Consider the following 24,115-nt stretch of genomic DNA (forward strand, 5'->3'; position numbering starts at 1 on the left):
AAAAACGAATCAAAAGTACAATAATATTTTATAAAATTGTGCGTTATTAGTTCTACAAATGAACGATGAAATTATCAAAAACATCGTTGTAACGTCTAATAATTAGGGTGAAGTGCTATTTTTTTTAATCAATTTTTACAATTTTTCTTGTAGTATTGGCTTTAATTCTTATATTGCGTCACTTAAAATAACAAGTAGCTTACTTTAAAAGTATGAAAATGAAAAAAGTAATATTATTATTAATTTTAGCAGTATCTGTAACTGCTGTTAGCTGTAAAAGATCTAGTTCTAAAAACACATCTAGAGCAACAGGTTGGAAAATAAATTCTAAAGAAGGTGGTTTTCAATACAATGAAAAATTTAAAGAGCAAGAAACGGCTCCTGGTTTAGTATTTGTTGAAGGAGGAACTTTTACGATGGGTAAAGTACAAGATGATGTAATGCATGATTGGAATAATAGCCCTAACCAACAACATATTCAATCTTTTTATATGGATGAATCTGAGGTTACAAATTTCATGTACTCAGAATATTTATATTGGTTAAAATCTACTTATCCTCCAACAGAAGAAAACTTTAAAGCTATATACAATGGAGCTGCTCCAGATACTTTAGTATGGAGAAACCGTTTAGGTTATAATGAAGTTATGACGAATAACTACTTACGTCATCCTGCTTATGCCGAATACCCTGTAGTTGGTGTTAGCTGGATTCAAGCAGTTGAATTTGCTAACTGGAGATCTGACAGATATAATGAATTAAATTTAGAAGAAGCTGGATACTTAACAAGAGATTCTAAATTAACAGCTACTGCAGATGCAAACTTTAATACAGATACTTACATAAATGCACCAACACAAACGTATGGTGGTAATGATAGTATTATTAATCCTGAAAGATCAAGACGTCGTGTACAAACTACAGCTTCAGGAGATACGATTAACAAATATGCAACTAGAGAAACTGGTGTAATTTCACCAATGTATAGACTACCAACAGAAGCAGAATGGGAATATGCTGCTTTAGGAATGTCGGATATTAGAAGCTATAATACATACAGAGGTAGAAAAAAATACCCTTGGAGTGGACAATATACACGTACTGGAAAACGTAAAGTTCGTGGTGACCAAATGGCCAACTTTAAACAAGGAAAAGGAGATTACGGTGGTATTGCTGGATGGAGTGATGATGGAGCAGATATAACAAAACAAGTAATGTCTTTTCAAGCTAATGATTATGGTTTATATGATATGGCTGGAAATGTTGCAGAATGGGTTGCCGATGTTTACAGACCTATTGTAGATGATGAGTTTAATGACTTTAACTATTACAGAGGAAATGTATATACTAAAAATGCTATTAATGATGATGGAACTGTAAAAATTGTAACTTCAGACGAAATTGTTTACGATACACTATCTAACGGAAAAATTGTTGCAAGAAACCTTCCAGGTGAAATTGCACAGGTAGGTGTTGATGAAAACGAAACCTATTTAAGAACAAACTTTGACAGAAGTGACAACAGAAACTTTAGAGATGGAGACAAACGTTCTTCAAGACAGTATGCAGATTCTTTTGATGAAGAAGAAGGATTCGAAGATGAAAGTTCTGAAGTAACTAGAAAAATGTATAACTCACCAAAGCATAGTGTAGAAACAGATTCTACTGGTGCTATGATTCGTGAATATGACCAATCTGCTAAACGTACTTCTTTAATTAACGACGAAGTAAGAGTTTATAAAGGAGGTTCATGGAAAGATAGAGAATACTGGTTAGATCCAGCACAAAGACGTTACTTCCCACAAGATATGGCTACAGACTATATTGGATTTAGATGCGCAATGTCTCGTGTAGGTTCAAAATCTAAAGGAAAAGCGAAAACAAAGAACTAATAATTCTTTTATAAAAATTAAAAAAGTCCTGACACTAGTCAGGACTTTTTTTTATACATTTATTTTATTAAAACGAACCTACTAGGAAAGCTTATTACTTATGCATATAATTAATGAGAGAGTTAAAAGCAATAAACAAAACACATGAAAATAGCGCAATTACACCAACTGTTTATACAATGTAATAAAGTTAGTACAGACACAAGGAAAATAGAAAACAATAGTATGTTTTTTGCTCTAAAAGGGGAAAATTTTAACGGAAATACTTTTGCTAAACAAGCACTTCAAAATGGCGCTAAATATGTTATAATTGATGAGGAAGCGTATCATATTTCTGATGCTACTATACTAGTAGAAGATGTTTTAAAAACATTACAGCAACTAGCAAGCTATCACAGAAATTATTTAAAAGTAAAAATAATTGCACTTACAGGTAGTAATGGCAAAACGACAACCAAAGAACTAATAAACGCAGCTCTATCTCAAAAATACAAAACAGTAGCTACTATTGGTAATTTAAATAATCATATAGGCGTTCCTTTAACTTTATTATCTATGAATAGCACTACCGAAATTGGTATTGTAGAAATGGGCGCAAATCATTTAAAAGAAATTGAATTCCTTTGCAATATCGCGCAACCAGATTATGGTTACATTACCAACTTTGGCAAAGCGCATTTAGAAGGCTTTGGAAGTATTGCAGGGGTTATCAAGGGAAAAACCGAATTATACAATTACCTAACTAAAAACAACAAACACATTTTTTTAAATGCAGATGACCCTATTCAAATTGAAAAATTAAGCAGTTATATTAAAAAAGTTGGTTTCTCGCAAACCAATAAAGAATTCTATAAAATTAAACTTTTAGAAGCCAATCCCTTTGTATCATTAAAAGTAGAAGACTACACCATTAGCTCTAACCTAATAGGCGCTTACAACTTTACAAATCTTTGTGCTGCAACAATTATTGCTAAGTATTTTGATGTAGAACTAAAAGACATTAAAATAGGTATAGAAAACTATATCCCACAAAACAATAGGTCTCAAATAATGACTATTAAAAATAATAAAATAATACTTGATGCTTATAATGCTAACCCAACAAGTATGCAAGCTGCTTTAACTAATTTCTCTAATTTGAAAGACGAAAATAAGATGGTTATATTAGGAGATATGTTTGAATTAGGAAATGAAGCCAAAACAGAACATCAAAACATCGCGAGACTTACTACAGATTTAGGTTTTAATAAAATATTTTTAATAGGTGAAAATTTCTTTACTTCGGAAACTATTCTCGAAAAAGTAAAAAAGTATAAATCTTTTGAAGATTTTAAAAATAATTTTGAACAACCTAAAAAAGCAACTATTTTAATAAAGGGATCTCGAGGAATGGCCTTAGAAAGGACTTTAGATCTACTATAAAAAACATTAGTAGCGATATAAATAACCGGTATTTACTGCATTAACTATCTACACAACCTACTCTGGTTCAGAGACAAAATTTAAATCATCGGGAATACCAGAAGTTCCTGTATCACAATCTACGTTAGAAACAGTAATAATTTGGTTGCCACTATAAAAAGCACCACGACATTTACAGTCATCTATAAAGGAACAACTTGTTATAAAAATAAGGTTTACAGCGAAAAACAAAGACTTTTAAATATATAGTAGAAAATCACTTAATTAATAAAAACAAAAAATCCTGATACTGCTTGTATCAGGATTTTTATTGGATGTGGGCGCGAAGGGATTCGAACCCCTGACCCCTTGGGTGTAAACCAAGTGCTCTGAACCAACTGAGCTACGCGCCCGAAATATTTAAAAGGTTTCGGTAACCTATACTCTTAACAACTTTGCCAAGAGCCCTATTTAATAGGACTGCAAATATACACCTGTTTTTGGATTCTCAAAAACTTTTTTAAACTTTTTTTTAAATTATTTCTGCAACCACAAAAGTACTACCTCCTACATAAATAAGGTCTTCCTTTTTGGCAAATATTAAAGCTTGTTTATATGCTTCATTTACAGAATTATATATACTACCAACATACCCTCTTTCTCTAAAATAGTTACATAACGCTTCTGCATTTTTACCTCGTGGAATATTTGGTTTACAAAAATAATAAGTTGCTTTTTTAGGTAAAAATGGAATTATACTATCTAAATCTTTATCACTAACAACTCCGAAAACGATATGAAGATTATTAAAAGGTTCTTCTTGCAATTGTTGCATCACGTAAGTAAGTCCTTCTTTATTATGTGCTGTATCGCAAATAACTTTAGGATTATTCTGTAAAACTTGCCATCTACCTTTTAAACCTGTGTTTTTAGACACATAAAGTAAACCGTTTTGGATATTCTCTTTTGAAAGCTTCCAATGTTGTGTTTGCAAAACATTAATCGTTTGTAAAACGGTTTTTATATTCTTCTCTTGATAGCTTCCTTTTAAATCGCTTTGCAGACTTTCTTTTATTAATTGATCAGCATAAAATATAGGAGAAGAAATTTCGGCTGCAAGTCTATTAAAAACTGGTTTTGTTTCTTTTTGTGTTTCGCCAACAACAACAGGAATATTCTTTTTAATGATTCCTCCTTTTTCTTTCGCAATAGCGTGTAAAGTATTTCCTAAAAACGGAGTATGATCTAATCCAATATTGGTAATAACGGAAACTTCTGGCTTAATAATATTTGTAGAATCTAACCTTCCTCCAAGACCAACTTCAATAATGGCAATATCTACCTTTTTCTTTGCGAAATAATCGAATGCCATACCAACGGTCATTTCAAAAAAAGAAAGGCTATTGGTTTCTAAAAAGGTTTTGTTTCTTTTAATAAACCCTAGAACAAATTGCTTACTAATTTCTTTGCCATTGATCTTTATGCGTTCTCGAAAATCTTTTAAATGCGGGGAAGTGTACAAACCTACCTTATATCCTGCTTCTTGTAAAACAGAGGCTAACATATGACTTGTAGAACCTTTACCATTGGTTCCTGCAACATGAACAGATTTAAATTTAGTTTCAGGGTTTTTAAGATGTTTAGCCAGAATTAAGGTATTACTTAAATCTTCCTTATACGCCTTTTTGCCTTGTTTTTGATACATTGGCAATTGGTTAAACATCCAATTTACAGTATCTGTATATGTCATTTTTATTGCCCTAAATTGAAGTTAACTTTTACAAAACCTATTTGTTTTGCTGGTGCTTTACTATCTACTTTCCATTTGTGAGATAAGGCGATTTTTTTTGCTGGTTCGAGCAAACAATCTACTGTATTTGTACTTCCTTTAACTCCTGGTTCCGCTTCTATTACATTACCACTTCTGTTTACCACAATTTTTACAATGACCATTCCTGACTCATTGCAATCTTGTTTAAACACCTGTTTTGTTGGTTTTCCTCTTCCATTTAAACCATAACCAACTCCTCCACTTCCAGTTCCTGGATCTCCAAAATAACTAGATGCATAAGGATCACCATTTAATTGTCCTTTATCACCCGTTTTATCATCATCGCCTTCGCTACCAGTTTCGTTACCATCCGAATTACTTACACCACCAATTAGAGCATCTAATTTTTTCTTTTTCTCCTCTTGTTCTTTCTTTTCTTTTGCTATTCTATCTGCTTCGGCTTTAGCCTTAGCATCTGCAATAGCTTTAGCTTTTTTCGCAGCTTCTTTTTCTTTTTGTATTGCTACAGCTTCTTCTGTTTCTTGGGTTAAAACTTCTTCTGTAGCTTGCGTTGCTTTGGCAGGTTCAGAAACTTCTGTAGGCTCTGTTTCTGGTGGTTTATTAATATTTAAGTCTTTTGATTTTATTGGTTTGGTTGGTTGCACATTACCAGAACCAAAATCTGTTGTACCAAAATTTATAGCAACACCATACTCTTCTGGAGGATCCATATATTTTGGCCCTACCACAAAAATTAGCAATAAAATAATTAACACAAGAAGCGTGGTTATTTTTGCCGAATCTTTTTCGTGTTTGGTAGTAAAGTATTTCATTTAAATTTAATTCTTACATTACGAAGCAAACGCAAGTTATTTTTTCATTTGAATTCTAATAGGCAAACCATAAGAAACAGTTACAGGACTACCTTGTTGCATTCCTGGTTTCATTTTAGGGAGTAATTTAGTTACTCGTTTTGCTTCTGCTTCTAATTTTGGATCAGCTGCTCTTGCTCCTATACTAACAACATTTCCTGAAGTATTAATTTTAAAGGAGATGTTAATTTTTTGAACTCCTGTTAAATCGGATGCCAAATCGGTATCAAAATTATTTATGATAAACTGTTTAATTTTATCACTCATACATTGTTTTCTCGCTTCATTATTTCCTCCTTCACATCCTGGGTAAATTGGTACATTTTCAATTAATGCAAAAGATGTTTCTCCTCCTCCAGAATTAGCTTTCGCTTTTGCCGCAGCATCTGCTGCTGCTTTTGCATCGGCATCGGCCTTGGCTTTTGCAGCTGCTCTTGCTTTTGCTTCTGCGGCAGCTTTTGCTTCTGCATCAGCTTTAGCCTTAGCCGCTTTTGCTGCTGCCTCTGCTTTCGCTTTTGCTGCTGCTTTTGCTGCTGCTGCCTTTTTTTCGGCTGCTGCTTTTGCCTTTGCTTCGTTTTCTTTTTTTAATTTTTCGGCAGCGTCGGCTTTTTCCTTTGCCTCTTTAGCCTCTTTAGCCTCTTTAGCTTCTTTTGCTTCTTTAGCTTCTTTAGCTTCCTTTGCTTTTGCTTCAGCCTCTGCTTTTTGTTTCGCTTCTTTTTCGGTTTTTAATCGTGCTGCTTCCTCGGCTTCTTCTTTTAATATTTTTTCGGCTTCGGCTGCTTCTTTTTTAGCTTCTTCAATTTCTTTAAGTGCTTTTTCTTCTGCCGCTTTTTCTTCTGCTAATTTCTCCTCTTCACGTCTTTCTTCTTCAGCTTTCTCTTCTGCTTTCTCTTCTGCTTGAGCTTCAGCTTCACTAGTATCTTCTACTTCCTCTTCTTCTATAATTTCTTCAACCTCTTCAATTACTTCTTCTTCAATTACTTCTTCTATTTCTTCTTGAGGTTCTTCTTCAGTTACTTTAGGTGTATTGGGCTGTATATTTCCTCCTGCTGGTGCACCACTACCAAAGTTTATTGCTACACCATATTCGTCTGGCTGTTCTTTATATTCTTGACCAACAACAAAAAGCAACAAAACAATAATCAACGTAATTAATGTTGTTATTTTTGCAGCATTTTTTTCGTGTTTGGTAGTAAAGTATTTCATTTAAATGATGTATTCTTACATATATTAAACTACAATCTGTATGCCAAATTATAGCAATAGTCTATTGTGATTTTACGGCTAAAGTAGACTTGATTTTATTTCGGTTAGCAATATCCATTATAAAAACTACATGTTTCATTTCTACGTCTTGATCTGAACGAATAGTGATGGTTGGTGTGTCTGTCTCACCAACTTTCGCGATTACTTCTGCTTCTAAATTATCTTTAGATACCTTTTTCATATCTACATAATAATTAACGTCTTTATCTACGCTTACAGATACATTTTTTGTTTGCGTTGTTTTGCTAGATGATTTTGGCAACAGTAAATCAATGGCTTCAGCCGAAACAAGTGTAGATGCAATCATAAAAAAGATAAGCAGCAGAAATACAATGTCTGTCATAGACGACATGTTAAATTCTGGTGTTACTTTATTTCTTCCTCTTAAATTCATACTTATTTATTGAAAGGATTAAAATTAAACAGGCTCATTTAAGTGGTCTAAAAACTCTAAAGAATTTGCTTCCATTTGATATACTACTTTATCGGTTTTTACAACTAAATGATTGTATGCAACATATGCTACAATACCAACAATTAATCCTCCAACAGTTGTAGTCATTGCAGTATATAAACCATCTGCAAGTGTTTTAATATCTATAGAGCCTCCAGAATTAGCTATTTCGAAAATAGATAAAATCATTCCGATTACAGTTCCAAGAAATCCTATCATTGGTGCAGCTCCAGAAATAGTAGCTAGTACACTCACGTTTTTTTCTAGTCCGTAAATTTCTAATCTACCTGCATTTTCAATAGCTGTATTTATATCTTCTAAAGGTTTTCCTATTCTACTTATCCCTTTTCCTATTAATCTAGAAACTGGTGAGTTTTGTTGTACACATAACATTTGAGCTGCATCAATTTTACCATTAGACACGTGGTCTTTTATTTGATTCATAAAATTGGCATCTACTTGAGATGCTGCTTTGATTGCAAAAATTCTTTCAAAATAAATATATATAGCAACTATTAGTAAGACAAATAATAATGCCATGATTACTATACCAGCTGTACCGCCACTAGATATTAATTCGATTACAGAAAGTGTTTTTTCTACAGAATCACCATCGGTTACTAATTCTGCACCATCTTGTGCGTCTTGTATTATTGTATTTAACATAAACAAATTGTTTTTTCTACTGTTATTAACGTTAGTTTTTAATGTAAAGTATAATTAGAATAAAGTTCTAGTTACCATAAATGCTGCAGCTCCGACTATGAAGCCAACAAAAGCTAACCAAGCGATCTTTTTTAGGTACCAGAAGAAATCTATTTTTTCCATTCCCATAGCAACAACTCCAGCTGCAGAACCTATAATCAACATACTTCCTCCTGTTCCAGCAGAATATGCAATAAAGTGCCAAAGCTCATTATCTATTGGTTCAGAGAACATTCCTAAACTTGCTGCAACTAGAGGTACATTATCAATAACTGCAGAACCTACTCCTAATAACAATACTACTAAATCGGAAACTCCTCCATGATGCAACTCTGTACCAAGCATTGGCATAGTATCTTGTAAAGTGGTAGCAAAACCGAATAAAATCCCTAAAGATTCGAGTGCTGCAACAGCCATTAAAATTCCTAAAAAGAATAAAATACTTGGCATTTCTATTTTAGATAAGGAATGGTGAACTGGGCTATGGTGTGCATGTGCATCGCTTTCTTCTGAATCATGGCTCGAAATACTAAATTTAGAACTACTATATATTTCTGCAAAAATAGCGACAACACCTAAAGCTAACATCATACCTACATAAGGAGGTAAATGTGTTACTGTTTTAAAAATTGGAACAGAAACAATTCCTGCTAAACCAAGGTATAACATGGCTGCACTATACTTACTTTTTGGTTTATCCGTTTCTTCTTCTATTTGATCTAAATTCCCTTTAAAAGCTGGTAAAAAGGAAGCTATAAAGGTTGGAACTAACATACATAACAAGGATGGTACAAATAAGTAGCCAATTAAGTGTCCTGTAGTTACTTTTTTACCAATCCAAAGCATTGTTGTTGTAACATCTCCAATTGGAGACCAAGCACCACCTGCATTTGCTGCAATAATAATTAGACCAGCATACCAAATACGAACTTCTCTATCTTTAACAATTTTTTGAAGTATCGATATTAAAACGATGGTTGCTGTTAAGTTATCTATAATTGCTGAAAGGATAAATGCTAAGAAAGCAAAGATCCATAAAATTTTAGACTTCTTTTTTGTTTTAATAAAGCCTTTAATAGTAGAAAAACCATCAAAATAATCTATAATTTCAACGATAGTCATTGCTCCTAAAAGGAATACTAGAATTTCTGCTGTTTTACCTAAATGGTGTAGCAGCGTTTCTTCCATCATGTGCATTTTCTCTTCATGCCCAATTAAACCAAAATTGTCTAGTAGACTATGTTTTGCAGAATCAAACCACTGCGGAAAACTATCGATTCCTAATGCAATTAAAGCCCAACAAATAGCCATCATGACTAGAGCTGGTATAAGTTTATCTATTTTAATGCTATGCTCTAAAGTGATAGCTAAATAACCTAATACAAATACTAAAATAATTACTGTTTCCATAAAATGTGTTAAATAAGTTGGCTTAATGCGATTTCGAATGCTGTTGCACTAATTCCTGTTTTCGATTGGTTTTTGTTATGTACGTTTTGAATTGCTTTTTTTATAATTTCGGAAGTATCGTTAAAAATGGCTTCGTCTGTCATTTGCACTTTACGTTCCATAAAGTAAGCAAAGACTCTTGCCATACCACAGTTTGAAATAAAATCTGGTATTAAACTTACGCGATTATCGGTATGTTCCATAATAGAACCAAAAAAGATTTCTTTATCTGCAAATGGCACATTGGCACCACATGAAATAACTTCTAATCCGGTGTCTATCATTTGATCGATTTGATCTTGTGTAATTAATCTAGATGCTGCACAAGGAGCAAATACATGTGTTTCTAGTGACCAAATTTTTTCATTCATTTCTTCAAAAGGAATCAAATTATCTGCTACTAATGTATTTCCATCTTTATTTAAAAATAGGTCTGTAATTTCTTCAAAAGAAAATCCTTCTTCATTAATTAAACCACCAACGCGATCTATAATACCAACAACTTTTGCTCCCATTTGTGAAAGGTAGAATGCTGCTGCAGAACCTACATTACCAAAACCTTGAACTATTGCTTTTTTACCAACAACAGATCCTCCATAAATAGTATAATATTGTTTTACAGCTTCGGCAACACCAAAGCCTGTAATCATATCTGCAATTGTATATTTCCTTGAAACGTTAGGTGAGAAGTTAGGGTTTTCAATTACTTTTATTACCCCTTGACGTAATTGTCCTATTCTATTAATCTTATCTGCTTCGGTAGGTTTAAAGTGTCCATTAAAAACACCTTCTTGCGGGTGCCAAACACCACTTTCTTCGGTAATAGGAATTACTTCATGAATTTCGTCTACATTTAAATCTCCTCCCGTTCCATAATAACTTTTAAGTAAAGGTGAAACAGCACGATACCAGCGCTCTAAAACACCTTTCTTTCTTGGGTCTTTAGGGTCGAAGTTAATACCAGATTTTGCGCCTCCAATTGCTGGTCCAGAGACTGTAAATTTTACTTCCATGGTTTTAGCTAACGACAAAACCTCATTCATATCTAAACCTTTACGCATTCTGGTTCCGCCTCCAGCAGCTCCACCTCGTAATGAATTTATTACTGTCCACCCTTCGGCATCTGTTTCTGGGTCTTTCCAATTAAATACAATTTCCGGTTCTTTATTTTCGTACTTACTAAGTAATTCTTTCATTAATATAGTTAGTTAATTCTGTTAACAAATATAAAAAACTAAAAGTGCTTTATATTAAATTTATAATATTTTTAAGGAAGATAAATTTTCCCAGAACTATGATTTTGTTTTGCTCCTGTTACACTGCTTAAACAATTTACTTCTTCTCGTATTTTTAGCACTCCTAAAAAACCAAAAATTAAAGCTTCTTTAAACTCTATTATTTCTTTAGATGGTATAATAATATTTAACTCTTTATTAAATTTAATCCTAGAAATTAAGTAATCATTATAAGCGCCTCCTCCAGTTACCAAAACGTTACTTCTAATATTTAAATTTCTTGCTATTTGGCTTGATGCATGTTCTGTAAAGGTTCGTAGTAGATCTTTTTCTTTTCTTTTAAATGCGTCTAGTCTAGGAAAAATTTCAGTTTCTACCCATTCAAGACCTAATGATTTTGGTGGCTTTTGCTTATAAAAAACTAAGTTTCGCAAATCATTACCTAACTGCATTAAATAAGTTCCAGACTTAGCTATTTTCCCTTTATCATCGTAAGGGAATCCTAACCTATTTGCATATTTATTTAGCACAATATTTACCGGGCAAATATCATAAGCAATTCGGTTTTCATTTTCTTGATATGAAACATTTGCAAATCCGCCTAAATTTAAGCAATAGTCATATTCTGAAAACAATAATTGATCTCCTATTGGGACCAATGGTGCACCTTGACCACCCAGAGCAACGTCTTGTACTCTAAAATCGCAAACCACTTTATTATTTGTTAAAGTCGCTAATTCTTTTAAATTTCCTATTTGATAAGTTAAACCTTTTTCTGGTTTATGTAATGCAGTATGTCCATGCGAACAAATAGCATCTATATTTTGAATATTATTTTCTTGAATAAAAGTATTAATTACTTGTGCTAAATGTGCAGTATACTTGCTATCGATTTGTTTTAAGGCTTCAGAAGATTGAGAAACTAACTCTTTAAGAATCTGCAGCCATGCTTGAGAATACCCAACAGTATTACAACATGTTATTTTAAATTTCCATGTTGTTTCATAAGTAAAAGTAACGCATGCTAAATCTATTCCGTCTAAGGATGTTCCAGACATTACACCTATAACTTTGTATTCATTCTTTGTCATATTGTGTAAAAATAGCAATCTCTATTGAAAATATGTTATTAAAGAGTTATATTTGTACTCATTTTTTATCATAAAAACATTTAATTAGAATTATGGATTTTAGCTTAACAGAAGAACATATCATGATTCGCGATGCAGCTCGCGATTTTGCACAAACCGAATTACTTCCGGGAGTTATTGAGCGTGACAATGCACAAACTTTTCCTCAAGAATTAGTAAGAAAAATGGGAGACCTTGGTTTTATGGGAATTATGGTAGACCCTAAATATGGAGGAAGTGGAATGGATGCAATCTCTTATGTATTAATTATGGAAGAACTTTCTAAAGTTGATGCATCTGCCTCTGTAATGGTATCTGTAAATAATTCTTTGGTTTGTTATGGTTTAGAAGCTTATGCTAGTGAAGAACAAAAACAAAAATATTTAACAAAACTTGCTACTGGAGAACAAATTGGTGCATTTTGCCTAAGTGAACCAGAAGCTGGAAGCGATGCAACTTCGCAAAGAACAACAGCCATTGACAAAGGAGATCATTATGTGATTAATGGAACAAAAAACTGGATAACAAACGGTGGAAGAGCAGAAGTTTACTTAGTAATTGCGCAAACAGATAAGCATAAAGGCTCTCATGGTATTAATGCTTTTATAGTTGAAAAAGGGACTCCTGGTTTTGATATTGGACCTAAGGAAGATAAATTAGGAATAAGAGGAAGTGATACACATACTTTACAATTTAATGATGTAAAAGTACCTAAAGAGAATAGAATTGGCGATGATGGTTCTGGATTTAGATTTGCAATGAAAACGCTATCTGGAGGAAGAATTGGTATAGCTGCTCAAGCATTAGGAATCGCTGCAGGAGCTTATGAATTGGCTTTAAAATACGCTAAAGAACGTAAAGCTTTTGGAACAGAAATTTGTAACCACCAAGCTATTGCTTTTAAATTAGCTGATATGTATACAGAAATTGAAGCTGCTCGTATGCTAGTAATGAAAGCCGCTTGGGATAAAGATCAAGGTAATAATTACGACATGTCTAGTGCAATGGCCAAGTTATACGCATCTAAAGTAGCAATGGAACACACCGTTGAAGCTGTACAAATTCATGGTGGAAATGGTTTTGTAAAAGAATACCATGTGGAGCGTTTAATGCGTGATGCAAAAATTACGCAGATTTATGAAGGTACATCAGAAATTCAAAAAATAGTAATTTCAAGAGGTTTAATTAAAGGATAGAATTACTTTTTTTAAATTGAAATAACAAAAAAAGCGTAGCCAATGGGCTACGCTTTTTTTGTTATAAAAACAGAATATAATCCATTTATACAATAAACAACCCCATCTATACATTTACAAAAGATTATTCTTCAATGTTTCTATAATTTTAAATCGCTAATAATCATAATTTTAAAAATGTAAAAAAAATAAACATAAAAATATGTCTATGTATATAATCTCTTAATTCTAATTTTTTAGATCATTTCATGCAGATTATTAAAGGCATATTATTCTTGTTAACCTTTTACATAGATAAAACATTAAACAACTATTAATCAAATTTTAAAAACCATGAAAAAAATTATTTTAATTATTACAGTACTATTTTCTTACTCCTTAAATGCTAATAACATTAGGGTAAGCAACATTTCATTAGAAAACTTAAATGATATATCTAATTGGGTGAATGTAGAATTTGATCTCGCCTGGGATAATTCATGGAGAATAAGTTCCGGACCATCTAATTGGGATGCAGCTTGGGTTATAATTAAATATAGAGTAAATAATGGAACTTGGACACACGCAATTATAAGTCAAGCAAACTCTACTCCTTCTACTGGTGCTACATTAGATGTAACTCCCGATGGGATTGGAGCACTTGTATATAGAGATGCAGATGGAAGTGGAAATGTAAATTTTCAAAATATGCAAATTCGTTGGAATTTTGGATCTACAGACACCAATGATATTATAGATATTCAAGTACATGCTATAGAAATGGTATATGTACCGGAAGGATCATTTTATGTTGGAGGTACTACTGGAGATGAAGCAAATAAGTTTCATTCTGGTGGATTTTCTACAGCTTCCTCCTATAGAGTTACCTCAGAGAATAATTTAACCATTGCAAATACTTCAGGTAATTTATATTATACAGCATCTAATGCTAGTGGTGGTGATCAAACTGGTGTATTATCTCTTTCATATCCTAAAGGATTTGGTGCTTTTTATTCTATGAAATATGAAGTATCAGAATCACAATGGGTTAGTTTTTTTAACAGTTTAACAGAAAATCAAAAAACAAATAGAGATGTTACAGATGCTACACATAAAAATAGTGATGCGGTAGTAAGTAGAAACACCATTTCTTGGACTGGTGGAACCGCAAGTGCAACAACATCTGCACCAGATAGAGCTGTAAGTTTCTTAAGTGTTGCTGATATGAATGCATATATGGATTGGACTGGGTTGCGACCGCTTTCGGAGTTGGAATACGAAAAAGCTTGTAGAGGGCCTATATTACCAAAACCAGGAGAGTTTGCTTGGGGAAGTGCTAACATAGCTTCTAACGATTATACTTTAGTAAACTCTGGTTTTTCTAGCGAACGTATTACAAACCCAGAAGTAAATACTGGAAATGCTTTGTATTCTATAACAAATGGAACTATCAACGGACCAGTAAGAAACGGAATATTTGCATCAAGCGCTGTAAATAACAATCGTGAAGAAACTGGTGGTAGTTATTATGGAATTATGGAACTTTCTGGAAATCTATATGAGCGATGTGTTACTGTTGGTAGTGCACAAGGAAGAGCCTTTACAGGAATTCATGGAAATGGAATTATTAGCTCTACAACAGGAAACGGTACGGTATCCAACTGGCCAAACAATACAACTGGAGATGGTTATAGTTTTCGAGGAGGAAGCTGGTTAAATGGTGCTGATTTTATTAGAGTTTCAGATAGATTTGATGGTGCATCAATAATAGCTTCAGGGAACAATCGTCTTGGTTTTAGAGCAGCAAGAACAGCACCTTAATTTATAGAAAAGATGAAAAAAAGATTTTTAATCTTATCTTTTATACTATTCCAATGCATTCCAATACTTGCACAATATCAAGGTGGAAACGGCGATGGTTATGATGATGAAATTGTTTCCTCTACTACACTAGAGGACCTATCTCTTATCGTCTTATATCGTGGCGCATATGGAGATGGTTTTGATGATGCTGCTTTATTGAATACTACATTAGAGAATATTTCTCTAGCTATTTTATATGAAGGTGGTAATGGAGATGGTTTTGATAATGATGATTTATTAAATACTACTTTAGAAAACATTTCATTAGCTGTTTTATATGATGGCGGAAATGGAGATGGTTTTGATAATGATGATTTACTAAACACCACTTTAGAAAATATTTCACTAGCCGCTTTATATGAAGGTGGTAATGGAGATGGTTTTGACAATGATGACTTACTAAATACGACATTAGAGAATATTTCACTAGCCATATTATACGAAGGTGGTAATGGAGATGGTTTTGATGTAGATCAAACAACTGATTTTCTAGATCCTAATCAAATAGTAGATCTAAGAATGAATATTAAAGTAATATTACAAGGACCTATAATTAACCCAACGAATACTGGTTTGATGAACGATAACTTAAGGATTAGTGGATACATACCATTAACAAGTCCTTATCCAGATATGCGAGTTATTAATCCATCTGTTTTAAACAATGGAGGAACTTCTGGAACTGGATTAGCATCTAACGATATTGTAGACTGGGTTTGGATAGAAATACGAAGTGCTATTGATAATACATTTATTGTTGATGATAAATCTGCATTAGTACAACGTGATGGTGATGTGGTAGATATCAATGGATTGTCTAATATTTATTTAGAAGGGTTTACAGACTCTTACTATATAGTAGTAAAACATAGAAATCATTTAAGTGTGATGACGCAAAATCCAATTGCATTATCTACATCTAATACAAACATAAATTTTACAAATAATTCAATTGCTACCTTTGGAAGTAATGCACAAACTACACTACTATCTGGACAGAAAGCACTTTGGGCTGGAAATGCAAATGGAGATGAAGTTATACAATATTCTGGAACCAATCCAGATGCTCCAAACATATTATCAGAAGTGTTAAATAATCCTGGAAACATATTAAATTTTCCAACTTTTATAGTTACTGGTTATAAAGTACAAGATGTAGATATGGATGGTAATACACAGTATACTGGAACAGAACCGGATACTCCTATATTATTACAAAATGTTTTATCACATCCTGAAAACGGGCTAAACTTTAGTACGTATGAAATAAAAGAACAATTACCAGAAAATTAAATTTTATAAAACAATAATCATGAAAAAAAATATTTTATTACTATTTCTCTTTTACCTCTTTACATTACAAACAAATGCACAAGATGGTTATACTTATACATTAATAGACAATGGAGCTTATAGTTATACTATTGCAGCTAGACCAAATGCTAGCGCATCTAATTTTGCAACTTTAGTACAAAGTTATGGCTTTACTATTATTTTAAGCGATGGAATTACAGCGAGTATATCCTCCTCTTTAGGAAGTGCAGCTAATGCAACTTTCTTTGACGGAAATAATGTTGCGCAACCAACCATTGACGGCTATTTAATTACAGAAACCTTAGGCAGTGTTATTGCATTACCAGCTCCAGTTAACGGAATAGATTCTCCAATGGTTACCATTCAAGTCCATGGTACACCAACATCTGGATCTATTTATGTTTTAGCTAATAATTCTACATTGGCTACAACAGTAACTCCATTAAAAAGTTTTATGCAAGCTGATATGATTGATGATTCTATGTTTATTTTTACAAATGTAGTAGATCCAAATACATCTGCTTTATCTGGAACAACTACTTATAATTTTTCTACTCTAGATATAGAAGAAAAAGAATTAAGTACATTTTCTATGCTTCCTAACCCAGCTAGTAGTATAGTAAAAGTTGAAGTACCAGAAAATTTTAGTGATTTTCAAATAAAACTATTTGATAGTTTAGGAAAACAAATTCTAGTCAATGTATCGGAAGAAAACACTTTTGATGTTACAAGTTTATCCGCAGGAATGTATATTGTTTCTATTACTTCTGAAGGAGAAAAAATTACAAGAAAATTAATTGTTAAATAAACGTTTAAGCACTTTCTTTAAAAGCTTCAAAAATAAATTTTTGAAGCTTTTTTTATATATTTTCAATAATAATTTTAATTAGCATACTTCTTTTAAAAATAAAAAACCAAACATATAAACAAAATAAACGAGGGCATATACCTAATTACAAAATCATCATTACATATATTAAAGAGAGTTCTCGATTCCTACTAGGAATGAGTTTTCGAAGTATAACAATAGTTATTATTCGATAATAACTCTTTTATTTATTTGTCCTTCTTGAGACTTTAATTTAAAGATATATAATCCTGTCTGTAATTTAGAAAGTTCAAGTTGACTGACTTCACTTTCTATATTTTTAGATAAAACTATGCTTCCTTTTATATCAAAAACTTCTAGTGAAACATCGTTTAAACTTGTAAGTTTTATATTAATTACTCCAGAAGTTGGGTTAGGGTAAATAGCTACTTGATAATCTAAATTATACATTTCAGTACCTAATGTGTTACAGTTGTTTCCGGTTGCTATGGTAGATCCTGCAGACCAATTAGAATTCGTCCCTGTTAAAGCAAAATTAGTTAATGCTCCATTATTTGCATTCATTGTTTCGTCATTAAGAGTATCTATTGTTGTATTATCACCTGTTCCAAATCCTTGGTTAAAATTATAATAAGTAACTAAACCAGCTTCGGAACCTAATAATTCGCAATCTTTAGAACCAGTAATTTCGCCTACTGATCTTTGTACATTCCAAACTCTTACTTCATCAATATCTCCACTGAAATATTCTGCAGGATAATAATTATTAGTATCGGCTGCACCAATAGTTAATGGCATATTAGTTGGAGCTACGTTAATTCCTACAGGTATTGTTCCCACTAAAGTACCATTAAAATATACAATAGTTTGTGATGTAGACATTACCCAAACCACATGAGACCATACATTAGCACTTATACCTGCTGAAACTACTATATCAATATAACTAATTCCATTATAAATACCAATCGTATTATTTCCTTCATTAACATGTAAACTCCACCTAGTTCCAGATGCATTAGCTATATCTCGCATAGAAACAACCGCTTTATTATTACTATTAGCAGTTGGCTTTATCCATGCTTCTACTGTTCCTGCAGTAAAGTTAAAAATGCTTTCATTAGATTTTGAAACAAAGTCGTTATTACCATCAAAATTTAAATGTGTTGCTGGAGTAAGAATAGGTCCAGCAGCTCCAATACTAAAGTTATCAAAAAAGATGTACATACTTGGAGATGCTACTCGTATTTCATCTACAGCAGGCCAATTGAAAGTGAATGTACCGATTTCATCATCTGGAACAGTAAAGACTTGCGATTCGACCTGAACGCCATCTCTAAAACCATAAAAAGTAATACTTACTGATGAAATTGTACGTAAATCAATTAAGTAATCAATACTATAAAATTTAAAATTGGAACTATCGTCTGTGTAAAGTCGAACCCCTGAGTTTGCATCATTGGTTAAAGCTTCTCCTGCGGGATAAACCCCACTTTCACTTTGGTAACTGTTAAACCTCCAACCATCGTAAGAAATATCATCTATAACCGTTCCATTTGCAATATATTGTATATCTGTAAAGATGGTATCTTCATATAAATAGTCTGACACTTGGTCTGCAGTAATTGGCGTTGTAAAAAAATAATTATTATTTAATGACGCAAGAGTATGACTTGAATGAACGAAATAGATTAAGGATAACAATACAAAAAAAGTAATCTTTTTTATCATAATTTTAAGGTTTAAGTTTATCTAGCAAAACAAGAAAAATTAAACTTCATAAAATAGGGCTAATCAACCTGATTTACGCTTTTAATCGGTAAAAAAACACACATAAACCTTAAAACAAGCTTTATCGCTCAAAATCGGGGGTAAACAAACCATTTTGAATAGCAAAAAGAACTAATCCAACTAAATTTTTTGATTGGGTTTTTAATAATAAGTTATTACGATGACCATCAACCGTCCTTGGGGAAATAAAAAGCTGTTTTCCTATTTCAGAAGCACTTTTTTGTTGACATATAAGATTTAAGACCTCTTTTTCTCTTTTTGTTAAGAAGTTTGAATCAAAAAAAGATATTCTTTTTTGGGAGTCATCTAATAAATGATTCATAATGTTTTCAGAATAATAGAAACCTTTTATAAACACTTCATTTATACTAAAAATCAATTCGGAAGGAGCTATACTTTTCGGAACATAACAAATGGCTCCAACTTCTAACATGTTTGAAATAAAAATTTCAGAATTATAATTGGAAAGCGCCATTATTTTTAAATTAGGGTACTTTGATATTAATCTTTTTGTTGTTTCAATACCATTTAAGCTAGGCATTTTTATGTCCATTAAAACAATATCGGGTAGATTAGAGGTGTTTTCTATATAATGCACAAACGCTTCACCATTACTAAACTCTTTAATGATTTTATAATGATCCTCTTGTTCTAAAATTGCTTTGAGTCCCTTCCTTATTAAAATTTCATCATCTACTAAAACTATATTTACTTTATTATTCATAACTAAAATGAAAATTCAAATTGAAATCCTTCATTAACTTCTGAAAACATATTATAAGTTCCGTTAATATTCTGTATTCTATTTTCGATATTAGAAAATCCTAAACCTCTATATTTTTCAATTTTCGAACTATCAAAACCAACACCATTATCTATATAAAAAAATTGATTTACAGAATTATGTTGTCTAAATTTCATTTCAATTATTGTCGCTTGACCATGTTTAATAGAGTTATTTATTAGTTCTTGTATGATTCTGAAAATTTGTAAATGAAAGTTAGAGGTTTCATTTTCAAATTTAATTTCGGAATTAAAACGAATACTTACTACTTTCGTTTTATTAAAATCTAGAACTAACTCTTTTAACGCTTGAACTAGACCAAATTTTTCTAAAACTGGTGGATATAAATGATGTGCTATTTTTCTAGAAGACTCTATTGCTTTGTTATTAATAATAGAAGTGTTTTCTATAATATCGGCTTTACTACTTTCCTTCGTTTTTTCAGATTTTAATAAGTGTAAATTTAAAGAAACTGCTATTAATTTAGAACTGATATCATCATGTAAATCTCTGGATATTCTTTTACGTTCCTCTTCTTGTGACAATATAGAAGCTATTAGGATTTCTTTTTGAAATTTAATTTCAATATCTTTTTTTTCTAATTTTTTTTTCAGGATTATTTTTCTTGATTTAATTACAAAAACAATAATGGATATTAATATTAAAACAAAAAATATCAGTATATAAAAAATAATGTAAACAAATTGAGTGCTAAAGTCCATTTACTAACTATATTTTATTAACGTTTTCCATTCTTTGAAAATAAATACTTGATATACGATATAAAACAAAGAATTAAAAATCCAGATATCTATATATGGTTTTTTTAAAAATACTAATTCTAAATTTCCTGACATAAAAATAACGCTACTGCACAACAAATACATGATTAATCCAATACTAAAATAAAAATAAGATTTCTTTTCTTTACCTAGATTATTATATAAATTGATAAGAGAATAGACTATTAGTAGAAATGAAATAAAAAGTATTTCAGTTAAATTAAATCTCCAAAAAAGACTTGGATCTAAAGAATACTGTAATGCTAAAAAAAACCAAGACCCTAAAAGATTAATAATTACAATATGCTTTAAAATTCGATTTTCAAAAAGATTATAAAAAAGGAAACTTAAAAATAAAAATTGAAAATTGAAGTAAAAGTGAGATATAAAGAAATTATTTCCAAAATTTAAAATAACCATAGAATTACAAAAAAGCTCTATAAAAGATAATACTACTAAATATAACATTAAAATCTTATAAACTTTATTCTTCTTTTTCGAGGTTTTTACAAATAAAAAACTATTTACAATTAACATTAAAAGACTTATAACACTAATCGAATGAACGATATAAAAGGTACTCATATTGTTATAAAAATTCAGTTTTTTTTTTAAAATAACAATAATACAATTAATATTCTTTTTTTGATTTTCTATCTTAATAAAAAAAGCTTCAAAAATAAAATCAGAAAAATTAAAAATAATTATTTTTTCAAATCATCCAATACTAAACGAATTTCACCATAGGTATACTTATCATCTATTTGGTGTTTTAAATCCGATAGGTTTTCAAACTTCTGCTTTGGTATTATGGCTTTTAATGCTTTGTAATGCTTTTCAGAAATTAAATCCGTTATTTTCACTTCTCCCGAAGGTATAAAACTTGCTAAATGCCCTGTAATTGTATTTACATTTAAATCGCGCTCTATAGCAATTTGCTCTATAGATTTTCCTGTTTTAAATAATTCTAACGATATGTTTTTAGTTTCTCCTTTTTGCTTCTTCGGTGTAGAAACTTCAAATATTTCAACATCTTTAGAAGCTTCTATATCATTTTCATCGCAATAATCGCGAATGACTTTAATAATTTCGGTTCCGTATTTTTCAACACGTGTCTTACCAAAGCCATTTACTTTTAATAATTCACTTTTATTGGTTGGTAAAGTTTCACACATTTCATATAAAGATTTCTGGGTGAAAATTTGAAAATGAACAAGTCCTTTATCTTCGGCAATTGTATTTCGCAACTCTCGTAGTAATTCAAATAATTCTACATTAGTCGTTCCATCAATAACTGTTTTCCTGGATCTCTTTGGTGTTTCTTTTGTCAAGAAAATCGATTTAGCTCGTAATTCTAAAAATAGCTTTACTTTAAAACCTTCTGTTAGTTCTTTAAAATACAATTGCTTGGTAGCCAATAATTCTTCAAACAAATCTAATGCTTTCGTTAACTCCGATTGTAAAGCCTTATTATCTGTTGAAAAACTAAACGCTTTATATGGGTTTATAATTTTAGTTTCTAATTCCTTTTTATAATAATCTAATGCCTTAGTAAAACGAGCTTGTATTTCCTTACTTGCTTCTGGTATAGTATTAGTACCAGAAATATCATTTAGTTGTGCTTTAAATGCATTTGCTACTTTTAATAAATTCGTAATACAATCCTTAATAGTCACTAAAGGAGCTTCTATATTCCCTTCAATACTTCCTCTATTTTTATAATAAATATCTAAAACCCGATTTACAGGATACAGGAATCTATAGAAATTGAAGATTTCAGCAATTAAATTTAATTGGAATTCAGACTTAGATTGTACAAGAATAGTTTCATCTGGCTGATTTTCTTCTGCCTTTTTATTAAACGAAATCACATTCGAATCACTAATAATCTGATTGGAATTGATTTTACTTTTCAACACCAACCCCTCTAAACTTTTACAACGACTCAACGCAACATAGGTTTGTCCATGCGCAAAAGCACCTTGTGCATCAATTATAGCTTTATCAAAAGTTAAACCCTGACTCTTATGAATCGTTATAGACCAAGCTAAACGCAAAGGCATTTGTGTGTACGAGCCAATTTTATTTTCGGTAATTGCTTTTGTTTCTTTATCTACACTGTAGTTTATATTTTCCCAAGTTTCTGGAGTCGTAATAATATTAAAATCATCGTCTGTACATTTTACAACTACTTCCTCTTTATCTAACAAAATAACTGTACCTATTTTCCCATTAAAATAACGCTTATCAACAGAACTATCATTCTTAATAAACATAACTTGAGCTCCAACTTTTAATACTAACTCTTCTTTATTAGGATATGAAAACTCTGGAAACTTGCCCGATACAGATGCATTATAAACAACTCTTTTTCCTTTTAATTTTTCTAATTCTGTTATATTCGTGCGCTCTGCTTTATTGTTATGTGTAGTTAACGATATATAACCATCTTCTTCTTTAGGTGAAAAATTTGGCTGATATCTTTTGTTTAATTCATCTGCAGAAGCTTGCGTAAGTGTATTAGTTCTAATCTCATTTAAAATATCTATAAACTTAGGATTGTCCTGCCTGTAAATATGCTGTAACTCCACAGTAATAGCGTTACATTGTTGATACGCTAAACTACTAAAAAAGAAAGCATTGTTATAAAAAGGTTTTAATAAATACCATTCATTCTCTTTTATAACTGGAGATAACTGCTGCAAATCACCAATCATTAATAATTGTACGCCACCAAAAACTTTATCCCTACTTCTAAATCTTCGCAATGTCTTATCAATTCCATCGAGTAAATCTGCACGAACCATACTAATTTCATCAATAACTAATAAATCCATAGACTTAATAATATTGATCTTCGTTTTACCAAATTTTCTATTAAAACCTCCTGCACCCTTTAACTCCTCGTTTGGTAAAATAGGACCAAAAGGCATCTGAAAAAAAGAATGTATCGTTACCCCTTTAGCATTAATAGCCGCGACTCCTGTTGGAGCAACAACCACCATTCTTTTCAAAGAAGTCATTTTCAACTTGTGCAAAAAAGTGGTTTTACCAGTTCCTGCTTTCCCTGTTAAAAACACATTTCTTTCTGTGTTATTAACAAAATCCCAAGCTAAATCTAATTCCTTATTTGTTGTCATTGATACTATTTTCTATACAGAGTTTGAAGATAATTAAAATCAATAGTTTTTTTGGCGAGTTTTTAAAAAAAATAAAAACCACGCTATCCACTATATCTTTTTTTAAGTTTTATAGAAATAGAATATCATATATTTAAATAAACGGCTAATACTATCCAAGTAAAGCAGTATACAATTTAAAAAAAAAGGATATCGTTTCTATCGTTCTCGCGAAGGATTCGCAAAGGATTCATAGTAATGTATGCTAATATATTTTCCTTGA

Annotated in this window: 19 protein-coding genes and 1 tRNA gene; 6 read left to right on the forward strand and 14 right to left on the reverse strand. The window is 31.4% G+C overall.

Annotated features, from left to right (window positions below; genetic code table 11):
• Nucleotides 1–212: 212 nt before the first annotated feature.
• On the forward strand, nucleotides 213–1,892 hold the full coding sequence (gldJ, locus tag ACVC3Y_RS03385; RefSeq protein ID WP_303426114.1) for a gliding motility lipoprotein GldJ: 1,680 nt from the start codon (nucleotides 213–215) through the stop codon (nucleotides 1,890–1,892).
• A gap of 144 nt (nucleotides 1,893–2,036) precedes the next feature.
• Nucleotides 2,037–3,314: a UDP-N-acetylmuramoyl-tripeptide--D-alanyl-D-alanine ligase gene (locus tag ACVC3Y_RS03390; RefSeq protein ID WP_452226107.1), complete on the forward strand. Its 1,278-nt coding sequence runs from the start codon at nucleotides 2,037–2,039 to the stop codon at nucleotides 3,312–3,314.
• Between the two features lie 57 nt (nucleotides 3,315–3,371).
• Here ACVC3Y_RS03390 and ACVC3Y_RS03395 read toward each other — a convergent pair whose 3' ends face one another.
• The 10 genes from ACVC3Y_RS03395 to ACVC3Y_RS03440 form a co-directional block, all read right to left on the reverse strand.
• Entirely contained in the window at nucleotides 3,372–3,545 is a 174-nt protein-coding gene (locus tag ACVC3Y_RS03395; RefSeq protein WP_452226108.1) for a hypothetical protein, read from the reverse strand.
• A gap of 86 nt (nucleotides 3,546–3,631) precedes the next feature.
• Nucleotides 3,632–3,706: transfer RNA gene (locus ACVC3Y_RS03400), tRNA-Val, on the reverse strand.
• 119 nt (nucleotides 3,707–3,825) lie between these two features.
• The gene (locus tag ACVC3Y_RS03405; protein ID WP_452226109.1) at nucleotides 3,826–5,043 is read right to left on the reverse strand and encodes a bifunctional folylpolyglutamate synthase/dihydrofolate synthase; all 1,218 of its coding nucleotides are present in this window, start codon (nucleotides 5,041–5,043) and stop codon (nucleotides 3,826–3,828) included.
• 2 nt (nucleotides 5,044–5,045) lie between these two features.
• Nucleotides 5,046–5,897, reverse strand: a complete 852-nt coding sequence (locus ACVC3Y_RS03410; RefSeq protein ID WP_303426120.1) for an energy transducer TonB — start codon at nucleotides 5,895–5,897, stop codon at nucleotides 5,046–5,048.
• A gap of 36 nt (nucleotides 5,898–5,933) precedes the next feature.
• Entirely contained in the window at nucleotides 5,934–7,142 is a 1,209-nt protein-coding gene (locus tag ACVC3Y_RS03415) for a hypothetical protein (RefSeq protein ID WP_452226110.1), read from the reverse strand.
• Nucleotides 7,143–7,203: 61 nt separating this feature from the next.
• The gene (locus ACVC3Y_RS03420) at nucleotides 7,204–7,596 is read right to left on the reverse strand and encodes an ExbD/TolR family protein (protein ID WP_303426123.1); all 393 of its coding nucleotides are present in this window, start codon (nucleotides 7,594–7,596) and stop codon (nucleotides 7,204–7,206) included.
• Between the two features lie 24 nt (nucleotides 7,597–7,620).
• Nucleotides 7,621–8,322 carry a MotA/TolQ/ExbB proton channel family protein gene (locus ACVC3Y_RS03425; RefSeq protein WP_303426124.1) on the reverse strand — a complete coding sequence of 234 codons (702 nt, stop codon included), beginning with the start codon at nucleotides 8,320–8,322 and terminating at the stop codon, nucleotides 7,621–7,623.
• 54 nt (nucleotides 8,323–8,376) lie between these two features.
• Nucleotides 8,377–9,771 carry a sodium:proton antiporter NhaD gene (gene nhaD, locus ACVC3Y_RS03430; protein ID WP_303426126.1) on the reverse strand — a complete coding sequence of 465 codons (1,395 nt, stop codon included), beginning with the start codon at nucleotides 9,769–9,771 and terminating at the stop codon, nucleotides 8,377–8,379.
• 8 nt (nucleotides 9,772–9,779) lie between these two features.
• The gene (locus ACVC3Y_RS03435; RefSeq protein ID WP_303426128.1) at nucleotides 9,780–11,006 is read right to left on the reverse strand and encodes a Glu/Leu/Phe/Val dehydrogenase dimerization domain-containing protein; all 1,227 of its coding nucleotides are present in this window, start codon (nucleotides 11,004–11,006) and stop codon (nucleotides 9,780–9,782) included.
• Between the two features lie 71 nt (nucleotides 11,007–11,077).
• Nucleotides 11,078–12,136 (reverse strand): anhydro-N-acetylmuramic acid kinase, encoded by a 1,059-nt coding sequence (locus ACVC3Y_RS03440; RefSeq protein ID WP_452226111.1) that lies wholly within the window; start codon nucleotides 12,134–12,136, stop codon nucleotides 11,078–11,080.
• A gap of 92 nt (nucleotides 12,137–12,228) precedes the next feature.
• On the opposite strand from ACVC3Y_RS03440, the gene ACVC3Y_RS03445 reads away from it, so the two are divergent.
• The 4 genes from ACVC3Y_RS03445 (at nucleotide 12,229) to ACVC3Y_RS03460 (ending at nucleotide 17,335) form a co-directional block, all read left to right on the forward strand.
• On the forward strand, nucleotides 12,229–13,371 hold the full coding sequence (locus ACVC3Y_RS03445; RefSeq protein ID WP_303426132.1) for an acyl-CoA dehydrogenase: 1,143 nt from the start codon (nucleotides 12,229–12,231) through the stop codon (nucleotides 13,369–13,371).
• 333 nt (nucleotides 13,372–13,704) lie between these two features.
• Complete coding sequence (locus ACVC3Y_RS03450; protein ID WP_452226112.1) at nucleotides 13,705–15,171, forward strand: SUMF1/EgtB/PvdO family nonheme iron enzyme; 1,467 nt, start codon at nucleotides 13,705–13,707, stop codon at nucleotides 15,169–15,171.
• A gap of 12 nt (nucleotides 15,172–15,183) precedes the next feature.
• Entirely contained in the window at nucleotides 15,184–16,506 is a 1,323-nt protein-coding gene (locus ACVC3Y_RS03455; RefSeq protein WP_452226113.1) for a hypothetical protein, read from the forward strand.
• A 19-nt stretch (nucleotides 16,507–16,525) separates the two neighbouring features.
• Nucleotides 16,526–17,335 (forward strand): T9SS type A sorting domain-containing protein, encoded by an 810-nt coding sequence (locus ACVC3Y_RS03460; RefSeq protein ID WP_452226114.1) that lies wholly within the window; start codon nucleotides 16,526–16,528, stop codon nucleotides 17,333–17,335.
• Nucleotides 17,336–17,560: 225 nt separating this feature from the next.
• Here ACVC3Y_RS03460 and ACVC3Y_RS03465 read toward each other — a convergent pair whose 3' ends face one another.
• From ACVC3Y_RS03465 to ACVC3Y_RS03480, 4 genes are all read right to left on the reverse strand, one after another.
• The gene (locus tag ACVC3Y_RS03465) at nucleotides 17,561–19,087 is read right to left on the reverse strand and encodes a LamG-like jellyroll fold domain-containing protein (RefSeq protein WP_452226115.1); all 1,527 of its coding nucleotides are present in this window, start codon (nucleotides 19,085–19,087) and stop codon (nucleotides 17,561–17,563) included.
• Between the two features lie 121 nt (nucleotides 19,088–19,208).
• On the reverse strand, nucleotides 19,209–19,871 hold the full coding sequence (locus ACVC3Y_RS03470; protein ID WP_452226116.1) for a response regulator: 663 nt from the start codon (nucleotides 19,869–19,871) through the stop codon (nucleotides 19,209–19,211).
• Between the two features lie 2 nt (nucleotides 19,872–19,873).
• Nucleotides 19,874–20,476 carry a sensor histidine kinase gene (locus ACVC3Y_RS03475; protein WP_452226117.1) on the reverse strand — a complete coding sequence of 201 codons (603 nt, stop codon included), beginning with the start codon at nucleotides 20,474–20,476 and terminating at the stop codon, nucleotides 19,874–19,876.
• Nucleotides 20,477–21,417: 941 nt separating this feature from the next.
• Nucleotides 21,418–23,853 (reverse strand): helix-turn-helix domain-containing protein, encoded by a 2,436-nt coding sequence (locus ACVC3Y_RS03480; RefSeq protein WP_452226118.1) that lies wholly within the window; start codon nucleotides 23,851–23,853, stop codon nucleotides 21,418–21,420.
• Between the last annotated feature and the right edge of the window lie 262 nt (nucleotides 23,854–24,115).

The organism is Lacinutrix cladophorae, from assembly GCF_053604645.1.

Bases quoted from the DNA above. Each gene is read 5' to 3' on its own strand.
- ACVC3Y_RS03410 (WP_303426120.1), bottom strand. From the start codon at position 5,897: ATGAAATACTTTACTACCAAACACGAAAAAGATTCGGCAAAAATAACC.
- ACVC3Y_RS03465 (WP_452226115.1), bottom strand. From the start codon at position 19,087: ATGATAAAAAAGATTACTTTTTTTGTATTGTTATCCTTAATCTATTTC.
- ACVC3Y_RS03425 (WP_303426124.1), bottom strand. From the start codon at position 8,322: ATGTTAAATACAATAATACAAGACGCACAAGATGGTGCAGAATTAGTA.
- nhaD (WP_303426126.1), bottom strand. From the start codon at position 9,771: ATGGAAACAGTAATTATTTTAGTATTTGTATTAGGTTATTTAGCTATC.
- ACVC3Y_RS03455 (WP_452226113.1), top strand. From the start codon at position 15,184: ATGAAAAAAAGATTTTTAATCTTATCTTTTATACTATTCCAATGCATT.
- gldJ (WP_303426114.1), top strand. From the start codon at position 213: ATGAAAATGAAAAAAGTAATATTATTATTAATTTTAGCAGTATCTGTA.
- ACVC3Y_RS03435 (WP_303426128.1), bottom strand. From the start codon at position 11,006: ATGAAAGAATTACTTAGTAAGTACGAAAATAAAGAACCGGAAATTGTA.
- ACVC3Y_RS03460 (WP_452226114.1), top strand. From the start codon at position 16,526: ATGAAAAAAAATATTTTATTACTATTTCTCTTTTACCTCTTTACATTA.
- ACVC3Y_RS03450 (WP_452226112.1), top strand. From the start codon at position 13,705: ATGAAAAAAATTATTTTAATTATTACAGTACTATTTTCTTACTCCTTA.
- ACVC3Y_RS03470 (WP_452226116.1), bottom strand. From the start codon at position 19,871: ATGAATAATAAAGTAAATATAGTTTTAGTAGATGATGAAATTTTAATA.
- ACVC3Y_RS03445 (WP_303426132.1), top strand. From the start codon at position 12,229: ATGGATTTTAGCTTAACAGAAGAACATATCATGATTCGCGATGCAGCT.
- ACVC3Y_RS03420 (WP_303426123.1), bottom strand. From the start codon at position 7,596: ATGAATTTAAGAGGAAGAAATAAAGTAACACCAGAATTTAACATGTCG.
- ACVC3Y_RS03440 (WP_452226111.1), bottom strand. From the start codon at position 12,136: ATGACAAAGAATGAATACAAAGTTATAGGTGTAATGTCTGGAACATCC.
- ACVC3Y_RS03405 (WP_452226109.1), bottom strand. From the start codon at position 5,043: ATGACATATACAGATACTGTAAATTGGATGTTTAACCAATTGCCAATG.
- ACVC3Y_RS03480 (WP_452226118.1), bottom strand. From the start codon at position 23,853: ATGACAACAAATAAGGAATTAGATTTAGCTTGGGATTTTGTTAATAAC.
- ACVC3Y_RS03415 (WP_452226110.1), bottom strand. From the start codon at position 7,142: ATGAAATACTTTACTACCAAACACGAAAAAAATGCTGCAAAAATAACA.
- ACVC3Y_RS03390 (WP_452226107.1), top strand. From the start codon at position 2,037: ATGAAAATAGCGCAATTACACCAACTGTTTATACAATGTAATAAAGTT.